Genomic DNA, 15,187 nt, shown 5'->3' on the forward strand with positions numbered 1-15,187 from the left:
TATATTGTAATTGGTACAAAGTTAGTGTAGAATCTAAATTTATTTATAATAGCCCTGTCACAATCTAATGTGATTCTTTTAAATTATTCTTTTTTAAAAACTTTTCTTTCACCCATTTCCATGCGGCTTCTACTTTTAACTTATATTGATCAATATCAAATAAAGCGGAGTCTGTTGTCGATTTGTACGTTAGAAAAGCAGCAAGTGGTGTTAAGACAATGATTGCCATCCACATCCCCACCCCTGATGATATCGCGCCATCTTTAGCCGTTTTTTCTGCTACCGTAGAAATAATATGATAAATCAGAAAGAATATAATGGCCATAACTACAGGAAGACCAAGCCCTCCCTTTCTGATAATGGCCCCAAGCGGAGCTCCGATGGCAAACAACAAAAGACAGGAGACAGCAAGGGTAAACTTGCGATGCCACTCAATGCGATAGCGGATATCTTTCGATTTATAATCTTTAAACTCAAGCGTACGGCCATTCAAATCTTCCTTCAGATAATTCAACTGGTTTAGTGCATTCATAGTAACTTGTGAACGTTGTTCTTGAGGTACAAGATCGGTAATCAGATTTTTAAAAGGCTTGATTTTAGCTTCTTTGACCTTGGGCTGTCCAGGTTGATTGGCACTAAAATATTTCGAGTAAATATTATATCGCGTATCTAATGTCCGGGAAATTGCTTTTCCCATACTATCTAACTTAATATGGTTCGAGTCGATATACATGTCCAACTGTTTCAAATTTAACATGGCATGGTGGCTCTTGAAGAGGTTTTCATCTGTTTTACCCTGTTGAAAGCTTCCCATATCAAACTTTTGCTCAGTTTCTTTGAATTTAAATCGCGTAAATTGCTGACGTGGATCGTAGGTTTTGGAGTTTTTAGTCCGGGCCTCCTCGTAACGTATACCATCCTTAAGTTTAAGAATCATATAATTGTTGTCGGGAGAATTGTAGATATAGCCTTCTTTAGCCATAAGTACATTATTGGCCGTATTGCCACCGCGGTGATCGTAGATCATCAAGTCGTAGAGAATTGTTCCCGCTTTGTTTTTTCCTCGGGCGCGGATGGAGTAGCCAGGGATCGTATTGTTAAATATTCCGGGTTTAATAAGGAAATCGGCCTTTTTATTACGTACATCTGTAAGTAATGTCCCCATCTTCAAATTCACTACAGGAAGGATATAGTCGGAGAAAAGAAAAGAACTTGTTGCGAAAATTGCGACGAGTACGAATAGCGGAGTCATCGCTTTGCGCAAAGATACGCCGGCAGCCTTAATTGCAACTAATTCATAGCTTTCACCCAGATTTCCAAATGTCATAATGGAGGAGAGTAACATGGATAAGGGCATTGCCATTTGAATTTGAACAACGCATTGATAGCCAATTAACTCCATGATTGTGTACCATTCGAAGCCTTTTCCAATCAAATCATCTATATACTTGAATAGAAAAAGCATCAATAGCACAAACATCACAATAAAAAATGTGACAATAAATGGTTTTATGAAAGCTTGAAGAATAAGTAAATGAACTTTTTTCATCCGTGACGCTAAGCAAATTGATGCCTTTGCATTAAGGCATCTCTACACCAAAGAACTCCCCTAGGAGTCCTTGGTGGATTATATTGCAAAGATAGGCTTTTTTATGCACCTATAACACTCTGAAGGTAGACTATTGAATTTTTCCAAATTAATTTTCTGTTTTCAAGATCTTCTTCTTTAGCGAAATCAGTTATTTTAAGAGCAACATCATTTGTTAGTTCATCTTGGTCGATCTCCAGATCGAAAAAATAGGGATCATCATCAAGCCATTTAAAGCGTACGGATTTATTTTCTTTCGATGCTACAATTTTTGCTCGGTGTGGTTCATCATCCCAAATGAAAGTATAAACGGTGTCTTTATAGTTTACATCATCTGCAAACCATTGTGCCAATTCGTTTGGTTCTTGCAAATACGGAAATAAAATTCTAGGTGAAGAGTTGATGATATATTCTAGTTGGAATTTTATTTTATCTGCCATATAAATGTTTTTTTAAATATTAGTTTGTTTAAATCAAAAATAAGCTATATTTGCATTCCCAAAATGGCGGGGTAGCTCAGATGGTTAGAGCGTTGGATTCATAACCCAAAGGTCGGCAGTTCGATTCTGCTCCCCGCTACAAATCTCTTCCAAAATTGCTTTTTATTGCATAAACTTATTATTTGTAATAATACATATTTATTTTGTTATTGCAAGTTTTTTTATGAAAAGTTGAGTCCTTATTTTGATAAATATTACGTTTTTAATACGATCAAATTTTTAAAAGTTATCTGCTTTTTTTAGATAATAAATTTACTTGGTTAAAAATGAGTTTGTTGCGCTTAATAGACGGTTTTAATACTAGATAATTGGTAAAAAAATAAAAAAATCTTTTGAATTGACACATGAAGTGGTATATTTGCATACCGAAACGGCGGGGTAGCTCAGATGGTTAGAGCGTTGGATTCATAACCCAAAGGTCGGCAGTTCGATTCTGCTCCCCGCTACTAAAAGCATCAATCTCTTTAGGTTGATGCTTTTTTATGAAAAATATCTTGTTCTACAAAATACCTTATTTTGGTGGCTAGAGGAAAGTATAGCCCTTTTATTGCCTTATGGAGAATAGTTATTTTTTTTCACCCCCTCTGAATACTGCTTGCCTCTTTAGATGTTCGGCTAAAGAGATTGCGCGTTTTCAGCAAAAATGCCTGTTCAAGTGTTATCCGTTGGTGGTAGACAATCTGTATGTTTCATCAATTGTCGTCATAAGCAAGGCTTTTCCAATCTTCTTTCTGTAGATACTTTAACATCAAAAAGAATATGATCCATCCGAGTCCGGCTAAAATCCAAATTAGCGTTTCGAAGTGGAAGATTGTTTTATGTAAGAAGCCCAATATCCCCAAAAGGCCTAAGATGAATAAATTGGTTATTGCTTTAGAATTGGATTGGTTTGCTTTTGAAAACGGGTAGCTTTTGACCATAAAAAGCATAATCAAAATACTTTCAATGCCGCCAACTGCAGAAGATAATAGTAGATCATTAATTGAATTGAGACCAAATAGGGGTATACAGATACATAAAAACACGACGTTGAAAGGTAAAACATACTTAATGAGACAAGCCTTAAGAACGCCGGTCATCAACTGTCCCGGCTTGTGTATGGGAGCAGTATGATAGATCCAAGCTGCTTTATACTTGTTGCTTTGAGTAATAAGCTGGAAAACGGTTAAAATAGTGAGTAATGAGAGATAGAACATAATGATATACAGGCCTGAATCCCGAATTTTTAATATCTTGTCCGCCATTGGGAGCTCTTCTCCAGTACGTATAAATAAAAAAGTAAAGTAAATAGGCAAATAAGCCAACGAAGGGTAGAGCTGTTGTTTAAATTCTCTTGTTTTAGCACTTATCAGCCATACAATGCCAAATCCTGCCTCTTCAACTGCGGATGAACATACTTTCGCGGATATCCATTTATAAACAGGCAGTTTAGATCCATGATTCTGCTTCAAAGGTAAATTTTCATTGGGGAAGATGTCTGCGCTTGCCAATGCAGCTATTTTTGCATTAAATCCACGTGAAAATAACTTGATACAGGCATAGACACCTACAAGGGGAGTGAGTGCCCCCAATATGGATAGCATGATAACGGGTAAATTTTGGTCTCCGAACATTAAGGGTTGAAAAGATGCAATCCAAGTACTCGGAAATATCCAAAGAAATCGGAGCTGTTCCATCGTCAAATGAGATTCTACAATAGATTGAATCAGATTTGGACCAACATAATAGGACAGGAAAAGAACCAGTGAGAGGCCTATCTGTATATAAGTAATAACATCTTTAAACTCTTGGATGGGCAGGTATTTAATACTGATCAGGTAAAATCCGTTGACACCGATGAGAGCGATTAAGGTGCTGAACATAAGCTGTAAACATAGAACAAGGACTGAAGTAATATCCCAATTAAACAATACATAAACAAGTACTGGTGCGGTGAGTGCAATTATTTGGTTAAACAGCTTTATTGCAATAAAAGTTATTCGCGCAATCGATAGGGTCCTGTCGTTAACTGGACGCGGCATAATGATATACTGGTCCCGGGTATCTAATAATATAGGTGAAAAATCAGTAACCAATGTAATACTTAGCATACTGATAAAGGTGAGCAGCATGATAGAAACAGCTAAATATCTATCTGGAATTGACAAAAGTATGGCCATGAATACCAAGCCAATAATCAGGTATAACACAAATTGTAAAATCGAAGACGATGAGGAGGATTTCTCCGTTCTACGTCTCCGAAAACTAATAGGTTTTCGGTTTTCTAAAATGATTTTCGTTTGTAAGATGATCTTAAACTGTTCAAAATTAATACCTAAGCTTTTCCAAACCCCAGGAAACAGAAGAATAAACTTTAAGATGAGTTTTTCCATGTTATTGAATTGCTCTAATGATATTGGAGACATCCAATGTATTGCTGCCACTATTTGTTAATTTTGCAAATATATGCTCCAAAGATTCGTTAGCTTCTGTCTTTAGCTCCTCAATTGTACCATCCGCAATAATGCTCCCCTGGTTTATAAGTAAAATTCGATCGGATACTTTTTCGACAACATCCATCATATGGGAGCAGTAGAAAATTGTTTTTCCTTCTTTTGCAAGCAAGGAAATAAGTTCCTTAACAAAAATAACAGCATTGGCATCAAGTCCAGATAAGGGTTCATCCAGAACAATAATTTGAGGGTTGTGAATAATTCCTGAAATCAGTAGTACTTTTTGACGCATTCCTTTTGAGAAGGTGTCCATTCTATTATTTGCATTTGATTCAAGACCAAAAGCAGTCAATAACTTTAAGGAACGCTCCAGAATAATATTATTTTCCATTCCATAGAGTTTACCCACAAAATCTAAATATTCAATTGGAGTCAGTACTTCATATAATTCAGCATTCTCGGGAACATATCCTAACAATGTTTTCACGGCCAATGGATCTTCTTGAATGTTGATACCATTAATTTCTACAGTGCCTGTGAAATCTTCAATTAGTCCTGTCAATATTTTAACGGTGGTGGATTTGCCTGCCCCATTTGGGCCAATATATCCGATAACTTGGCCTGGGAATATGTCGAGGTTGATTCCTTTCAAAATTTCCTTGGTTCCGTACGATTTTTTAAGGTCAACGATCCGGATGAGCGGTAATATACTTTGCATATGATAACAATCTTCAAAGTAAACTTACGTAAAAATTGGGAGTTATGATTACTGTTGAGATCGGTATAGACTGTATTTTTTAAATAAAAGATTCTTATTTCAAAAAATAGAAAAAGGGACCTTTTGGTCCCTTACAATGGTTTTATTTTCGGAAACTATCTGTCATTTTTAGGATATCCTTCTTCATCAAGATCATCTCTCAAATCTTCTTCATTCTCTGCTAATTTCTTGTCTAAAGGAGATAACCGTTCATGATCAAAAGTCTCAATTCGCATGTTCGCCTGATCCAAATCTTCACCCTGGAGTTCATCTTTCGAAGCATATTCATCTCCCACAAATGGGTTTGAATTGTCATAGGTTGAATCATCATCAACAGCACCCTCTGCAATAGTATCGTAATCAGCTGGGTGAGCATAATCTGGATCGTTACCGTCGACATCCATTTCATAACTGTCAAGCTCTTTGTTAAAAGTAAGGTCCTGATCTTTATCTGGATAGTCTTCTTCAACTTTCCCGTTTCTATATTCTTTTTTTGACATAATTCTGCTAATTTTTATTCATCATTAAAACAGTTCACATAAAAAAAAGTTTGGATTTTACTAGACAAAGTAGGGCTCAAGCGCTATTGAAATACCAAAAAGATAAAATTTCATTTTAAAAAGGGCAGAACATGTTAGTTTTAGGAGAAGCCATTCAGCTTTGTCTAAATTATAGTGTCCATGGTAGAATTCAGCTCGACAACTAATCAGGCGCTATTTTTAGCTCTTTTATAAGAGCTTGGTGTAATATTTCGTTTCTTCTTATAAAAATTAGTCAAGTGACTCTCATCGTTAAATCCAAGTTCTTCTACAATTTGTTTCATGCTATATGTATTGGAAGCTAACCTATCTTCAATAAGTTTAATACGAATATCATCGATATATGTTTTATAACTCACAGCATATCGCTTTTTAAAAAATGCACCAAAATAATTAGCGGAAATTTGAAACTGATCGGCAATCGATTTAATTTGTAATTTGTCGGGAAAATAAATGTTTTGATGAATATATTGCTCGATCTCTTGAGACATTTCATAAGATGCATGAATAGGCAGGCCCAGGTCCTTTACAATATTTTCCACTAAGGCGAAAAGAGACATAATTTGGTGGAATATGAAAATAGAAGTCGTTGCGTCCTCACGGTCATATTGATGTATCAGTTCGAATACCTGCTCTGTCAATTTTTTATTTTCTTTCTTAAGGGATAGGCTCCTATTTAAAAATGTCTTCGAATTGAAAATATCCACCGGGCTGAAAGAAAGTCTGAAATTTTGCTGTATAAAATGAAGATCTTTAAAATAGGAACCGGAAAAATAAAGGACAAATACTATTGCATCTTTCTTAGTGTCAAGTGTTTCAAAGGTCTTATTCAAAAAGAGTAAGTTTCCTTTTGAAAATTTCAACTTATTTTCTTTAGAAAGGATCGATCCCTCCAATATATATACTAAAGCAAAATCAAAGCCTGTTTTATTTAGTTCTATTTTTTGTTTCTGCTTGATTTTTTGAGAAGCGAAAGATAAATTCGTCATATGTACGATTCTATTGAATAAATACCAACTACAAACCTAAGAAAAATAGAATAAACACTTAATTTTTCCTCTTGTTGTAATGGAACAATTATGGATTTACATTCATGATAAAATATAAATAATTTTTGATTCCAATGAATTGTTAGGTGCTTTTTGCATTCCTAGTCATTTTTTCAATATTATCCCACTGGTCCTGCGGAATAACATCCAAACCATTAAATTCGCCGGCTCCTTTAAGCCACTCTCCACCATCTATAGTGATGACATCACCGTTGATATAACTTGCATAGTCAGATACTAAATAAGCAGCGAGGTTAGCAAGTTCCTGTAGTTCACCCAGGCGACCCAAAGGGATACGTTTGGTTGGGGAGAGAAGTTCGCCTAATTCTCCAGGCAACAAGCGTTCCATGGCTCCGGAGGTTTGAAATGGACCTGGTGCTATAGCGTTTAGTCGTATCCCTTTTTTCCCCCATTCCACAGCCAACGAACGGGTTAGCGCTAGAACTCCAGCCTTGGCTGTTGCAGATGGTACGACATATCCAGATCCCGTCCACGCATAGGTTGTGATAATACTGAGTACAGCTTTATTTTGTTCATTTTGCGCGATCCACCTTTTTCCTAGCGCGAGGGTATAATTTATACTCCCTTGAAGGACAATTCCAATGACAGATTCAAAGGCTCTATGGCTTAAACGTTCAGTAGGGGAGATAAAATTTCCAGCGGCATTATTTATGAGAATATCTATTCCACCGAAATGTTCATATCCAAATGAAACGACGTGTTCAACATCATCATAATTGCGAACGTCCCCCGCCACAGCAAGACATTTAGCCTGATGTTTTTCTGATAATTCTTTTGCTGTCTGTTGTATAATATCATCTTTGCGACTTGTAATCAAGCAAGAGGCCCCAAGCTCGAGAAAGTAATCTGTCATTGCTTTGCCTAGCCCCGTACCACCACCAGTGATCAGAATTCGTTTTCCTTTTAGTGCGTTTTCTGTTAACATGCCCATATATCGTCCAGTTTTATGTATCCTTAAGTTACATAAAATTTGATATAAAATAAAAGGGCGGGGCGGGGAAGATTGTATAGTGAGGAAAAAAGATCTAACTAAAACAGGAGCTATTCATTGAATAGCTCCTGTTTTAGTTAGATCCATTTCTACTAATAGAATGGAGGTAGGCTTACGCGCCTAGTTGTACGCGTTTGAAAGCAGTAACAGTCAATCCTTTAGAAACTGAATCTAAGAATTGCGCAATATTTTTAGAAGAATCTTTTACGAACTCTTGGTTTAACAAGGTTGTATCTTTGAAGAATTTGTTCAATTTACCTTGAGCAATTTTTTCAGCCATTTCAGCTGGTTTTCCTTCAGCGATGATTTGCTCTTTTGCAATAGCAATTTCACGCTCAATTGTGTTTTGATCGACACCATCTTTATCAATTGCAATAGGGTTCATTGCAGCAATTTGCATTGCAACATCTTTACCAGCTTCTTCAGCACCAGCAGCGTCAGCAGAAAGCCCTACCAATACACCTAAACGGTAGTTACCGTGAATATAAGCGATAACTTTTTCAGCAGTGATAGTTTCGTATTTAGAAACGTCGATTTTCTCACCAATTACACCAGTTTGCTCGATTAAAGAATCAGCGATATTTTTGCCATCAAGTTCCAAACCTTTTAATTCTTCCAAAGAAGCAGGCTTATGGTTTAATGCAATATCTGCAATTTTTTCAGCGAAGGCTACGAAGTCTGCGTTTTTAGCTACGAAGTCAGTTTCACAGTTAACTTCAACTACAATACCTGATTTGCCATCAGCAGTAGCTTTAGCGATGATAACACCTTCGTTAGAGTCGCGATCCTGACGGCTAGCAGCTACTTTAGCGCCTTTTTTACGCAAGTAATCTACAGCAGCTTCGAAGTCACCATTAGACTCAACCAAAGCTTTTTTACAATCCATCATACCAGCGCCAGTTTGTTGACGCAATTTGTTTACATCTGATGCAGAAATTTGTACTGACATGTTTATTTCTTTTTATTATTATTTACGACTGAAATTTGTACAATATTAACTTAAAAAAGGTTAAGCTAATATGAAGTTTAACATTCCTTGCTAAACGGGTTCTGTTAAACAAAAAACCGGACAGATAGGCTAGTTCAAGAAAAGTAAACTTTTCCAGAAACTAACGCTACGCCATCCGGTTTGGAATAAAAATATTATTCTCCGTCTTTCGCTTTGCGAGGACGTTTAGCTTCTGAAGCTTCACCATTATCAGCTTTTGCTTTAGCAGCAGCAGCATCTTTTTCAGCTTCTTCTTCTTTGTCGCGTTTGCGCTCGTCCAAACCTTCTTGGATTGCTTGACCAATGATACCTGCGATTAAGCTAATAGATTTGCTAGCGTCATCATTTGCAGGGATTGGGAAATCAATGTTTGAAGGATCAGAGTTTGTATCTACCATTGCAAAAGTAGGGATGTTTAATTTCATTGCTTCAGAAACAGCGATGTGTTCTTTTTTCACATCGATGATGAATAAAGCAGCTGGCAAACGGTTCAAATCAGCGATACCTCCTAAAAGATTTTCTAATTTGATACGCTCACGTTGAATCATCAACTTCTCTTTTTTAGACAATACATCGTAAGTACCGTCTTTTTGCATTTTGTCAATGTTAGACATTTTTTTGATAGACTTACGAACTGTAGCGAAGTTTGTAAGCATACCACCTAACCAACGCTCAGTCACGAAAGGCATGTTGACCTCTTTAGCTTGTTGTGCGATGATCTCTTTTGCTTGTTTTTTCGTAGCTACGAATAAAACTTTGCGACCTGATTTTACGATTTGTTTGATAGCTGATGCAGCTTCTTCTAACTTCGTAAGTGTTTTGTTCAAGTCAATGATGTGGATACCGTTGCGCTCCATGAAAATGTACTTAGCCATTTTCGGATCCCATTTACGTGTAAGGTGACCAAAGTGCACACCTGCATCCAATAAATCTTGATAAGTAGTTCTTGCCATTTTTTGATCCTCCTTTGATTAACGTTTACTGAATTGGAATCTTCTACGAGCTTTACGACGTCCTGGTTTCTTACGCTCAACCATACGGTCGTCACGCGTTACTAAACCTTTAGCACGTAATGCAGGTTTAACTTCTGGGTTAAGTTCAACCAATGCTTTTGCGATCGCTAAGCGAACAGCTTCTGCTTGACCTTTAACACCACCTCCGTTAACGTTTACTTTTACATCAAAGTTTGCTAATTCACCAGCTACGTTCAAAGATTGAGTAGCGATGTATTGCAAAGGTAATGTTGGGAAATACTCTTTGTGGTCTTTACCGTTTATGATTATGTTTCCGCTACCAGCAGTTAAGTAAATGCGGGCAACAGCAGTTTTTCTTCTTCCTGAAGTATTAGTTGTTGACATGTCGATTCTCCTTAAAATTTAACTGGTTTTGGATTTTGTGCTTCATGCTTGTGCTCAGTACCAGCATAAACGTAAAGGTTCTTAAACAATTGACGACCTAAACGGTTTTTAGGAAGCATACCACGAACAGCTTTTTCAATGATGCGCTCAGGGAATTTAGCCATTAACTCTTTAGGAGAAACGAAACGCTGACCACCTGGATATCCAGTGTAGCGTACGTAAACTTTGTCGCCTAATTTGTTTCCTGTCAATTTGATTTTGTCTGCATTGATAACAATCACGTTATCTCCACAGTCTACGTGTGGGGTGAATGTAGGCTTGTGCTTACCACGAATTACTTTCGCGATGTTGCTCGCCAAACGCCCCAAAATCTCTCCTTCAGCGTCAACAACGATCCACTCTTTGTTAACGGTGTTCTTGTTGGCAGAGACAGTTTTGTAACTTAACGTATTCACTTGCTTTTGTTTAAATAATTTATTAAAAAATTTTTCTTCCCCTTATCTCAAGGGTCTGCAAAGGTACATCTAATATTCTATATTTTAAAATCTATTTTGCTTATTTTGCTGAAAACGAGTCGAATTTGCCACACTCCCCCCTAATCTCAATATTTTTACAACTACCTCGAATGAATATTGTTACATTAGTTAGTATATTGCAGGAACAAATTTTTAATTATTTAGCGGAAGTAGATGAGATTTAATTTTTTGAATAAACGATTTTTAAGTTTTATTGGCGTGTTCCTTTTGGTAGTGAATTCATTGCACGCGCAATCACAAGATAGGAAAACAAAACCATATGATACCCGATTTAAAAATGTGCAAGAGATATTGAAGCAAGGCAAAATTGGACCAGGTATGGATTCTCTTGACGCTATCATCGCAGACTTTCCGCAGGCAGACGATATCTATTTCACTAAAGCGATTCTTCTTGCTCAGATGAGAAATCAGGATGGAGCGATTCAAGCCATTAAGCAAGCGCTGGATATCCAGTCTAAGCCAGAATATCTGAGTTTCGCAGTCGACGCGTTTAAAAGTAAAAATGATGCTGACAGTGCATTGATTTATCTCGATAAGCTGATTGATCAGGATGATAATAACACCGCGTCACTTAAACGCGAACGCATCATGCTTCTTTTTAATGGCGGATATAAAGATGTGGCCTTAGAGTATTTTTATAAAACCAAAGAAATTGCAGGTGCTTCCGATACGTTGGATATGGTCGGTAGTGTGTTGTTGAATGATGCTGGCAATTATAAAAGTGTCATTGAGCTTTTGAAGCCCTGGGCGGATAAAGGGACTTCTTTAGCCCAGGTGTATGGTCAGCTGGCACAAGCTTATAATCTTTCCAAAAACTCGAAGCTAGCACTTGAATATATCAATAAGGGAATTCTCAACACAAAAGAAGACTTTCTTTATTTTGATTTAGCTGATCTATACCGATTTGATAAAAAGTTCAAGTTATCCTTTGATGCACTCAAACAAGGGTTTCAATCTAAAAAGATAGACTTTGCAGACAAAAATCGAATCATAATGACCTTATTGAATCCAAAGGGGCCTTATACACCGGATCAGCTGCTGGAGTTAGCTAATATCTTGGTGGAGGTTCATCCACGGATTGCTGAAAGCCATATGGCAAAGGGGCAGGTACTATGGCTAAAAGATGATAAAACTGCTGCGCAAAGCTCTTTGGCAGTAGCGGTTAGTATGAACCCTTATCAGATCGATGCCTGGCGAATGTTAATGAGCTTGGATATGGATAAAGGTGAATTCGATCAGGCAATCGCTCATGGCGGAGAAGCTTTGCATTATGTGCCTAATAACGCTACAATACTCTATTTTACCAGTATGGCTTATCTGATGAAGAAGGATATGGAAAATAGTCGGAAGTTTATGGAGGCAGCACTCAATAATGCACAGGAGGAATCTCCATTCTTACAAGCAAATATCTATGGCGGCTTGGGTGATATTTATAACTCGCTTAAAATGTATAAAGCCTCCGACGCAGCTTACATGGAAGCCATCCGACTTGATAGTACAAATGTGACAGCAATGAACAATTTAGCCTACTATTTGTCGTTAAGAAAGGAACGACTTGATGAGGCTACGAAATACGCTGCTAAGGCAACAGATTTGCAACCTAATAATGGTACGTTTGAGGATACTTATGCTTGGGTACTATTTGCCGATGGAAAATATGACGAAGCATTGGTTTGGATTCAAAAGGCATTAAAAAATACTAATCCACAAACTTCGGTGTTGCTGGAGCATTATGGTGATATTCTGTTTAAGTTAGGGAAAACAAACGATGCTGTTAAACAATGGACTTTGGCTTTGGAAAAAGGAGTGGATTCGGATGATAATAAGCTGAAATTGAAAAAGAAGATTGACACAAAAAGTTATGTGGAATAAAATTGTTTGGGCTTGTGCTGTAGTGATGTTGCTCTCTTCCTGTAGTTCGAAGAAGAGGATGCTGAAAGAAGCTGAGCTGAGGGCTCAAAACGAATTGATTATAAAGGATAATACCAGAGAGGCAAAGAAAAATAGTTTACGCAATCTTTTTTTGACCAATTTGAATTATTCGACTTTTTCGGGAAAAGCTAAAATGAGGCTTGATATGGGAAAGGACAGTTATGACGTCAATTCGACTATTAGAATAGAAAAGGACAAGCGAATCTGGATTTCCATTTCTGCTACATTGGGTATCGAAGTGGCGCGTGTTCTAATAACTCCAGACAGTGTTCAGATCCTCAATAAGTTCCAAAGTGAATATATGGTTAAGCCTTTTGACTATCTATACCGTTTCGCTAGTTCCGATCTGACCTTTGGAAACTTACAAGACTTATTGCTGGCCAACCTATCTGTGGATCTCCTGTCTGATATTGATCAGGTAAACTTTAAGCAGGATTCAATGTCCGTTCAGTTGGACGGTAAACTCAATGAGTTGGATTTTTTGTATAGGTTGAATAATAACAATAGGCCTTATCAATTTAGATTAGCCCAGCTTTCAAAGAAACAATTATTGGAAGCTAACTATGGCGAATATGCTATGGCTTCGGGACAGGAATTTCCGATGCTTTTAAAAATGATAATTTCTGATGGCCGCCAAGAAATTAAGACAGAAATTAATTTTAACAAAGTTACTTTTAATGAACCTGTCGAAATGCCTTTTTCAGTATCGTCGCGATATAAGGTAATCCGATGACAGGATGTCTATATGATTTAGATTTATTACTTTCGCAATTAGTTTGCTAAAGTAGGATATGAAGTGATAAGTTAGAAAGATGGCAAACACAAAAAAATAGTACTGTAAATGAACTTTAAAAAGACAATACTTGGTATAGCTGTTTTCCTATTCATGATTGGGATTTCATCGGCGCAAACTAGAGCTGAACTTGAAAAGCAACGTGAGAAGCTCAATCGTGAAATTGCTGAATTACAAAATACGGTCAAAGAAATTGCAAAAGAAAAATCATTGACCCAACAACAAGTGACAGCATTGAGTAAGCAGATTAATTTGCGCGAGCAGAAGATAAATACCATTACTTCCGAAGTAGCTGTGATTAATAGACATATTAATGCCAATACGGCTGCAGTGAGTAAATTAAAGGCTGAATTGGAGAAGATGAAACGTGACTATGAGAAAATGGTTATGTTTGCTTTCAGAAATCGGAATGCATACAATAAATTGATGTTTATTTTTGCATCGAAAGATTTCAATCAAGGGTTTAGAAGAGTAAAGTATTTACAACAGTTCAACGATTCTAGAAAGCTGAAAGCTGCCGACATCGAAAATACCAAGAAGCAGATTGAACAGAAAATTGCTCAGTTGCAAGCTGACCGCAACAAGCAGGTTGCTTTAATGAAAGAGCAGGAAAATGAGAAGAGAACCATATCGCAACAAAGATCCGTTTATTCAGGGCAATTAAGTGAATTGATCGTTACAGAGCGTGGCGTGAAAAAAGATATTACGCAAAAACAAAAAGAGGAGCGTCGTATCAATGCAGCCATTAAGGAAATCATTAGAAGGGAGATTGAGGCTGAACGTCGCCGGGCTGAGGCTGCGCGCCGTGCTGCTGAAGCTGCAGCTGAGCGAAACCGTAAAGCAAATGAGCCTACAACGAATACAAAAAATAAAAATGCCGCAAGTTCAAAAAGCAGCAATACTGCGCGAAAATCAGATTCTGAAGTCTTGCGTAGCACACCGGAAGCTGTTAAACTTTCGAATGATTTTAGATCTAATCGCGGTAGTTTACCTTGGCCTGTTTCCAATGCGAAGATCATGCAAGAGTTTGGTTCAGAAAGTGTCGGTAGAAACGTCAATTGGGATCATGAGACGGTTAAAATTCAAACGTCGAGCGGTGCAGCTGTGAAAGCAGTATTTAATGGAGAAGTGTTAAGTATAGTTTCAATGATGGGGCAGCGTATTGTCATGATTAAACATGGGGAATACTTTACGGTGTATATGAATTTGGCAGGTGTAAATGTTTCAAAAGGACAAAAAATAAGCACAGGACAAACCATAGGAACAGCTGATGTCGACTCAGATACTGGGGTTCCGATGGTAGAGTTTTCTGTTTTACAGGGAACGACACCACTCAACCCAATGTCATGGTTGGCTAGATAAGAAATAATTACTATATTTAATAATTATCCTTACATTTGTAAGGAGAGTGAGAAATTTAGTTTAAAAGAATTGAAAAACAAGAAATTATAGTTATGTCAACATCATTATTAATCATGGGAATCGGGGGGCAAGAGTTAATTGTCATTGTAGTAATATTGTTACTATTATTTGGTGGCAAGAAGATTCCCGAATTGATGCGCGGGTTGGGTAAGGGCGTTAAGGAATTTAAAGATGGCCAAAAAGAGGACTCTCCAACAGAGAAAAAAACTGAGGTAGAAGATAATAAATAAGGGAAGTTTAGATCCCATTATAGCATGGATACGATTTTGCGAGGAGCAAAA

At 37.2% G+C, this 15,187-nt stretch carries 15 protein-coding genes and 2 tRNA genes; 6 read left to right on the plus strand and 11 right to left on the minus strand.

From position 1 onward, the window contains the following. Positions 1 to 64: 64 nt before the first annotated feature. Both J2X77_RS21460 and J2X77_RS21465 read right to left on the minus strand, forming a co-directional pair. A complete protein-coding gene (locus tag J2X77_RS21460) occupies positions 65 to 1,549 on the minus strand; it encodes an LptF/LptG family permease (RefSeq protein ID WP_293881846.1) in 1,485 nt (494 codons plus the stop codon). 101 nt (positions 1,550 to 1,650) lie between these two features. Then, entirely contained in the window at positions 1,651 to 2,028 is a 378-nt protein-coding gene (locus J2X77_RS21465) for an START-like domain-containing protein (RefSeq protein ID WP_310082435.1), read from the minus strand. A gap of 65 nt (positions 2,029 to 2,093) precedes the next feature. Here J2X77_RS21465 and J2X77_RS21470 point away from each other — a divergent pair. Together J2X77_RS21470 and J2X77_RS21475 are read left to right on the plus strand one after the other, a co-directional pair. Next, positions 2,094 to 2,167, plus strand: a tRNA-Met gene (locus tag J2X77_RS21470). Between the two features lie 293 nt (positions 2,168 to 2,460). Then, positions 2,461 to 2,534, plus strand: a tRNA-Met gene (locus tag J2X77_RS21475). Positions 2,535 to 2,780: 246 nt separating this feature from the next. On the opposite strand, the gene J2X77_RS21480 is transcribed toward J2X77_RS21475, so the two are convergent. The 9 genes from J2X77_RS21480 to rplM form a co-directional block, all read right to left on the minus strand. Next, positions 2,781 to 4,460 carry a hypothetical protein gene (locus tag J2X77_RS21480; protein WP_310082437.1) on the minus strand — a complete coding sequence of 560 codons (1,680 nt, stop codon included), beginning with the start codon at positions 4,458 to 4,460 and terminating at the stop codon, positions 2,781 to 2,783. 1 nt (position 4,461) lies between these two features. After that, positions 4,462 to 5,238, minus strand: a complete 777-nt coding sequence (locus J2X77_RS21485; RefSeq protein WP_293881855.1) for an ABC transporter ATP-binding protein — start codon at positions 5,236 to 5,238, stop codon at positions 4,462 to 4,464. A gap of 155 nt (positions 5,239 to 5,393) precedes the next feature. Beyond that, complete coding sequence (locus tag J2X77_RS21490; protein WP_293881857.1) at positions 5,394 to 5,777, minus strand: hypothetical protein; 384 nt, start codon at positions 5,775 to 5,777, stop codon at positions 5,394 to 5,396. A 206-nt stretch (positions 5,778 to 5,983) separates the two neighbouring features. After that, positions 5,984 to 6,805, minus strand: coding sequence for an AraC family transcriptional regulator (locus tag J2X77_RS21495; protein WP_293881859.1), 822 nt, complete (start codon positions 6,803 to 6,805; stop codon positions 5,984 to 5,986). 142 nt (positions 6,806 to 6,947) lie between these two features. Then, the gene (locus tag J2X77_RS21500) at positions 6,948 to 7,811 is read right to left on the minus strand and encodes an SDR family oxidoreductase (protein WP_310082509.1); all 864 of its coding nucleotides are present in this window, start codon (positions 7,809 to 7,811) and stop codon (positions 6,948 to 6,950) included. A gap of 178 nt (positions 7,812 to 7,989) precedes the next feature. Further along, positions 7,990 to 8,826: a translation elongation factor Ts gene (gene tsf / locus J2X77_RS21505; RefSeq protein WP_209581459.1), complete on the minus strand. Its 837-nt coding sequence runs from the start codon at positions 8,824 to 8,826 to the stop codon at positions 7,990 to 7,992. 194 nt (positions 8,827 to 9,020) lie between these two features. After that, on the minus strand, positions 9,021 to 9,818 hold the full coding sequence (rpsB, locus tag J2X77_RS21510) for a 30S ribosomal protein S2 (protein ID WP_075994149.1): 798 nt from the start codon (positions 9,816 to 9,818) through the stop codon (positions 9,021 to 9,023). Positions 9,819 to 9,836: 18 nt separating this feature from the next. Then, positions 9,837 to 10,223, minus strand: coding sequence for a 30S ribosomal protein S9 (gene rpsI / locus J2X77_RS21515; protein WP_209581462.1), 387 nt, complete (start codon positions 10,221 to 10,223; stop codon positions 9,837 to 9,839). Between the two features lie 11 nt (positions 10,224 to 10,234). Next, entirely contained in the window at positions 10,235 to 10,678 is a 444-nt protein-coding gene (rplM, locus tag J2X77_RS21520) for a 50S ribosomal protein L13 (protein ID WP_046671993.1), read from the minus strand. Positions 10,679 to 10,912: 234 nt separating this feature from the next. Here rplM and J2X77_RS21525 point away from each other — a divergent pair, with 234 nt between their 5' ends. From J2X77_RS21525 to tatA, 4 genes are all read left to right on the plus strand, one after another. Next, the gene (locus tag J2X77_RS21525; RefSeq protein ID WP_293881871.1) at positions 10,913 to 12,631 is read left to right on the plus strand and encodes a tetratricopeptide repeat protein; all 1,719 of its coding nucleotides are present in this window, start codon (positions 10,913 to 10,915) and stop codon (positions 12,629 to 12,631) included. Next, positions 12,621 to 13,424, plus strand: coding sequence for a DUF4292 domain-containing protein (locus J2X77_RS21530; RefSeq protein ID WP_209581468.1), 804 nt, complete (start codon positions 12,621 to 12,623; stop codon positions 13,422 to 13,424). Before J2X77_RS21525 ends, J2X77_RS21530 begins: the two co-directional genes overlap by 11 nt. Before the next feature lie 108 nt (positions 13,425 to 13,532). Next, the gene (locus tag J2X77_RS21535; protein WP_307184996.1) at positions 13,533 to 14,846 is read left to right on the plus strand and encodes a murein hydrolase activator EnvC; all 1,314 of its coding nucleotides are present in this window, start codon (positions 13,533 to 13,535) and stop codon (positions 14,844 to 14,846) included. 92 nt (positions 14,847 to 14,938) lie between these two features. Then, positions 14,939 to 15,136 (plus strand): twin-arginine translocase TatA/TatE family subunit, encoded by a 198-nt coding sequence (gene tatA / locus J2X77_RS21540; protein WP_209581473.1) that lies wholly within the window; start codon positions 14,939 to 14,941, stop codon positions 15,134 to 15,136. Positions 15,137 to 15,187 lie beyond the last annotated feature (51 nt).

Source organism: Sphingobacterium sp. 2149 (assembly GCF_031455655.1).
Lineage (GTDB): Bacteria > Bacteroidota > Bacteroidia > Sphingobacteriales > Sphingobacteriaceae > Sphingobacterium.

Coding starts and splice junctions, on each gene's coding strand:
- tsf (WP_209581459.1), bottom strand. CDS start 8,826: ATGTCAGTACAAATTTCTGCATCAGATGTAAACAAATTGCGTCAACAA.
- J2X77_RS21500 (WP_310082509.1), bottom strand. CDS start 7,811: ATGTTAACAGAAAACGCACTAAAAGGAAAACGAATTCTGATCACTGGT.
- J2X77_RS21525 (WP_293881871.1), top strand. CDS start 10,913: ATGAGATTTAATTTTTTGAATAAACGATTTTTAAGTTTTATTGGCGTG.
- J2X77_RS21460 (WP_293881846.1), bottom strand. CDS start 1,549: ATGAAAAAAGTTCATTTACTTATTCTTCAAGCTTTCATAAAACCATTT.
- J2X77_RS21465 (WP_310082435.1), bottom strand. CDS start 2,028: ATGGCAGATAAAATAAAATTCCAACTAGAATATATCATCAACTCTTCA.
- J2X77_RS21485 (WP_293881855.1), bottom strand. CDS start 5,238: ATGCAAAGTATATTACCGCTCATCCGGATCGTTGACCTTAAAAAATCG.
- J2X77_RS21535 (WP_307184996.1), top strand. CDS start 13,533: ATGAACTTTAAAAAGACAATACTTGGTATAGCTGTTTTCCTATTCATG.
- J2X77_RS21480 (WP_310082437.1), bottom strand. CDS start 4,460: ATGGAAAAACTCATCTTAAAGTTTATTCTTCTGTTTCCTGGGGTTTGG.
- J2X77_RS21490 (WP_293881857.1), bottom strand. CDS start 5,777: ATGTCAAAAAAAGAATATAGAAACGGGAAAGTTGAAGAAGACTATCCA.
- J2X77_RS21530 (WP_209581468.1), top strand. CDS start 12,621: ATGTGGAATAAAATTGTTTGGGCTTGTGCTGTAGTGATGTTGCTCTCT.
- rpsI (WP_209581462.1), bottom strand. CDS start 10,223: ATGTCAACAACTAATACTTCAGGAAGAAGAAAAACTGCTGTTGCCCGC.
- tatA (WP_209581473.1), top strand. CDS start 14,939: ATGTCAACATCATTATTAATCATGGGAATCGGGGGGCAAGAGTTAATT.
- rpsB (WP_075994149.1), bottom strand. CDS start 9,818: ATGGCAAGAACTACTTATCAAGATTTATTGGATGCAGGTGTGCACTTT.
- J2X77_RS21495 (WP_293881859.1), bottom strand. CDS start 6,805: ATGACGAATTTATCTTTCGCTTCTCAAAAAATCAAGCAGAAACAAAAA.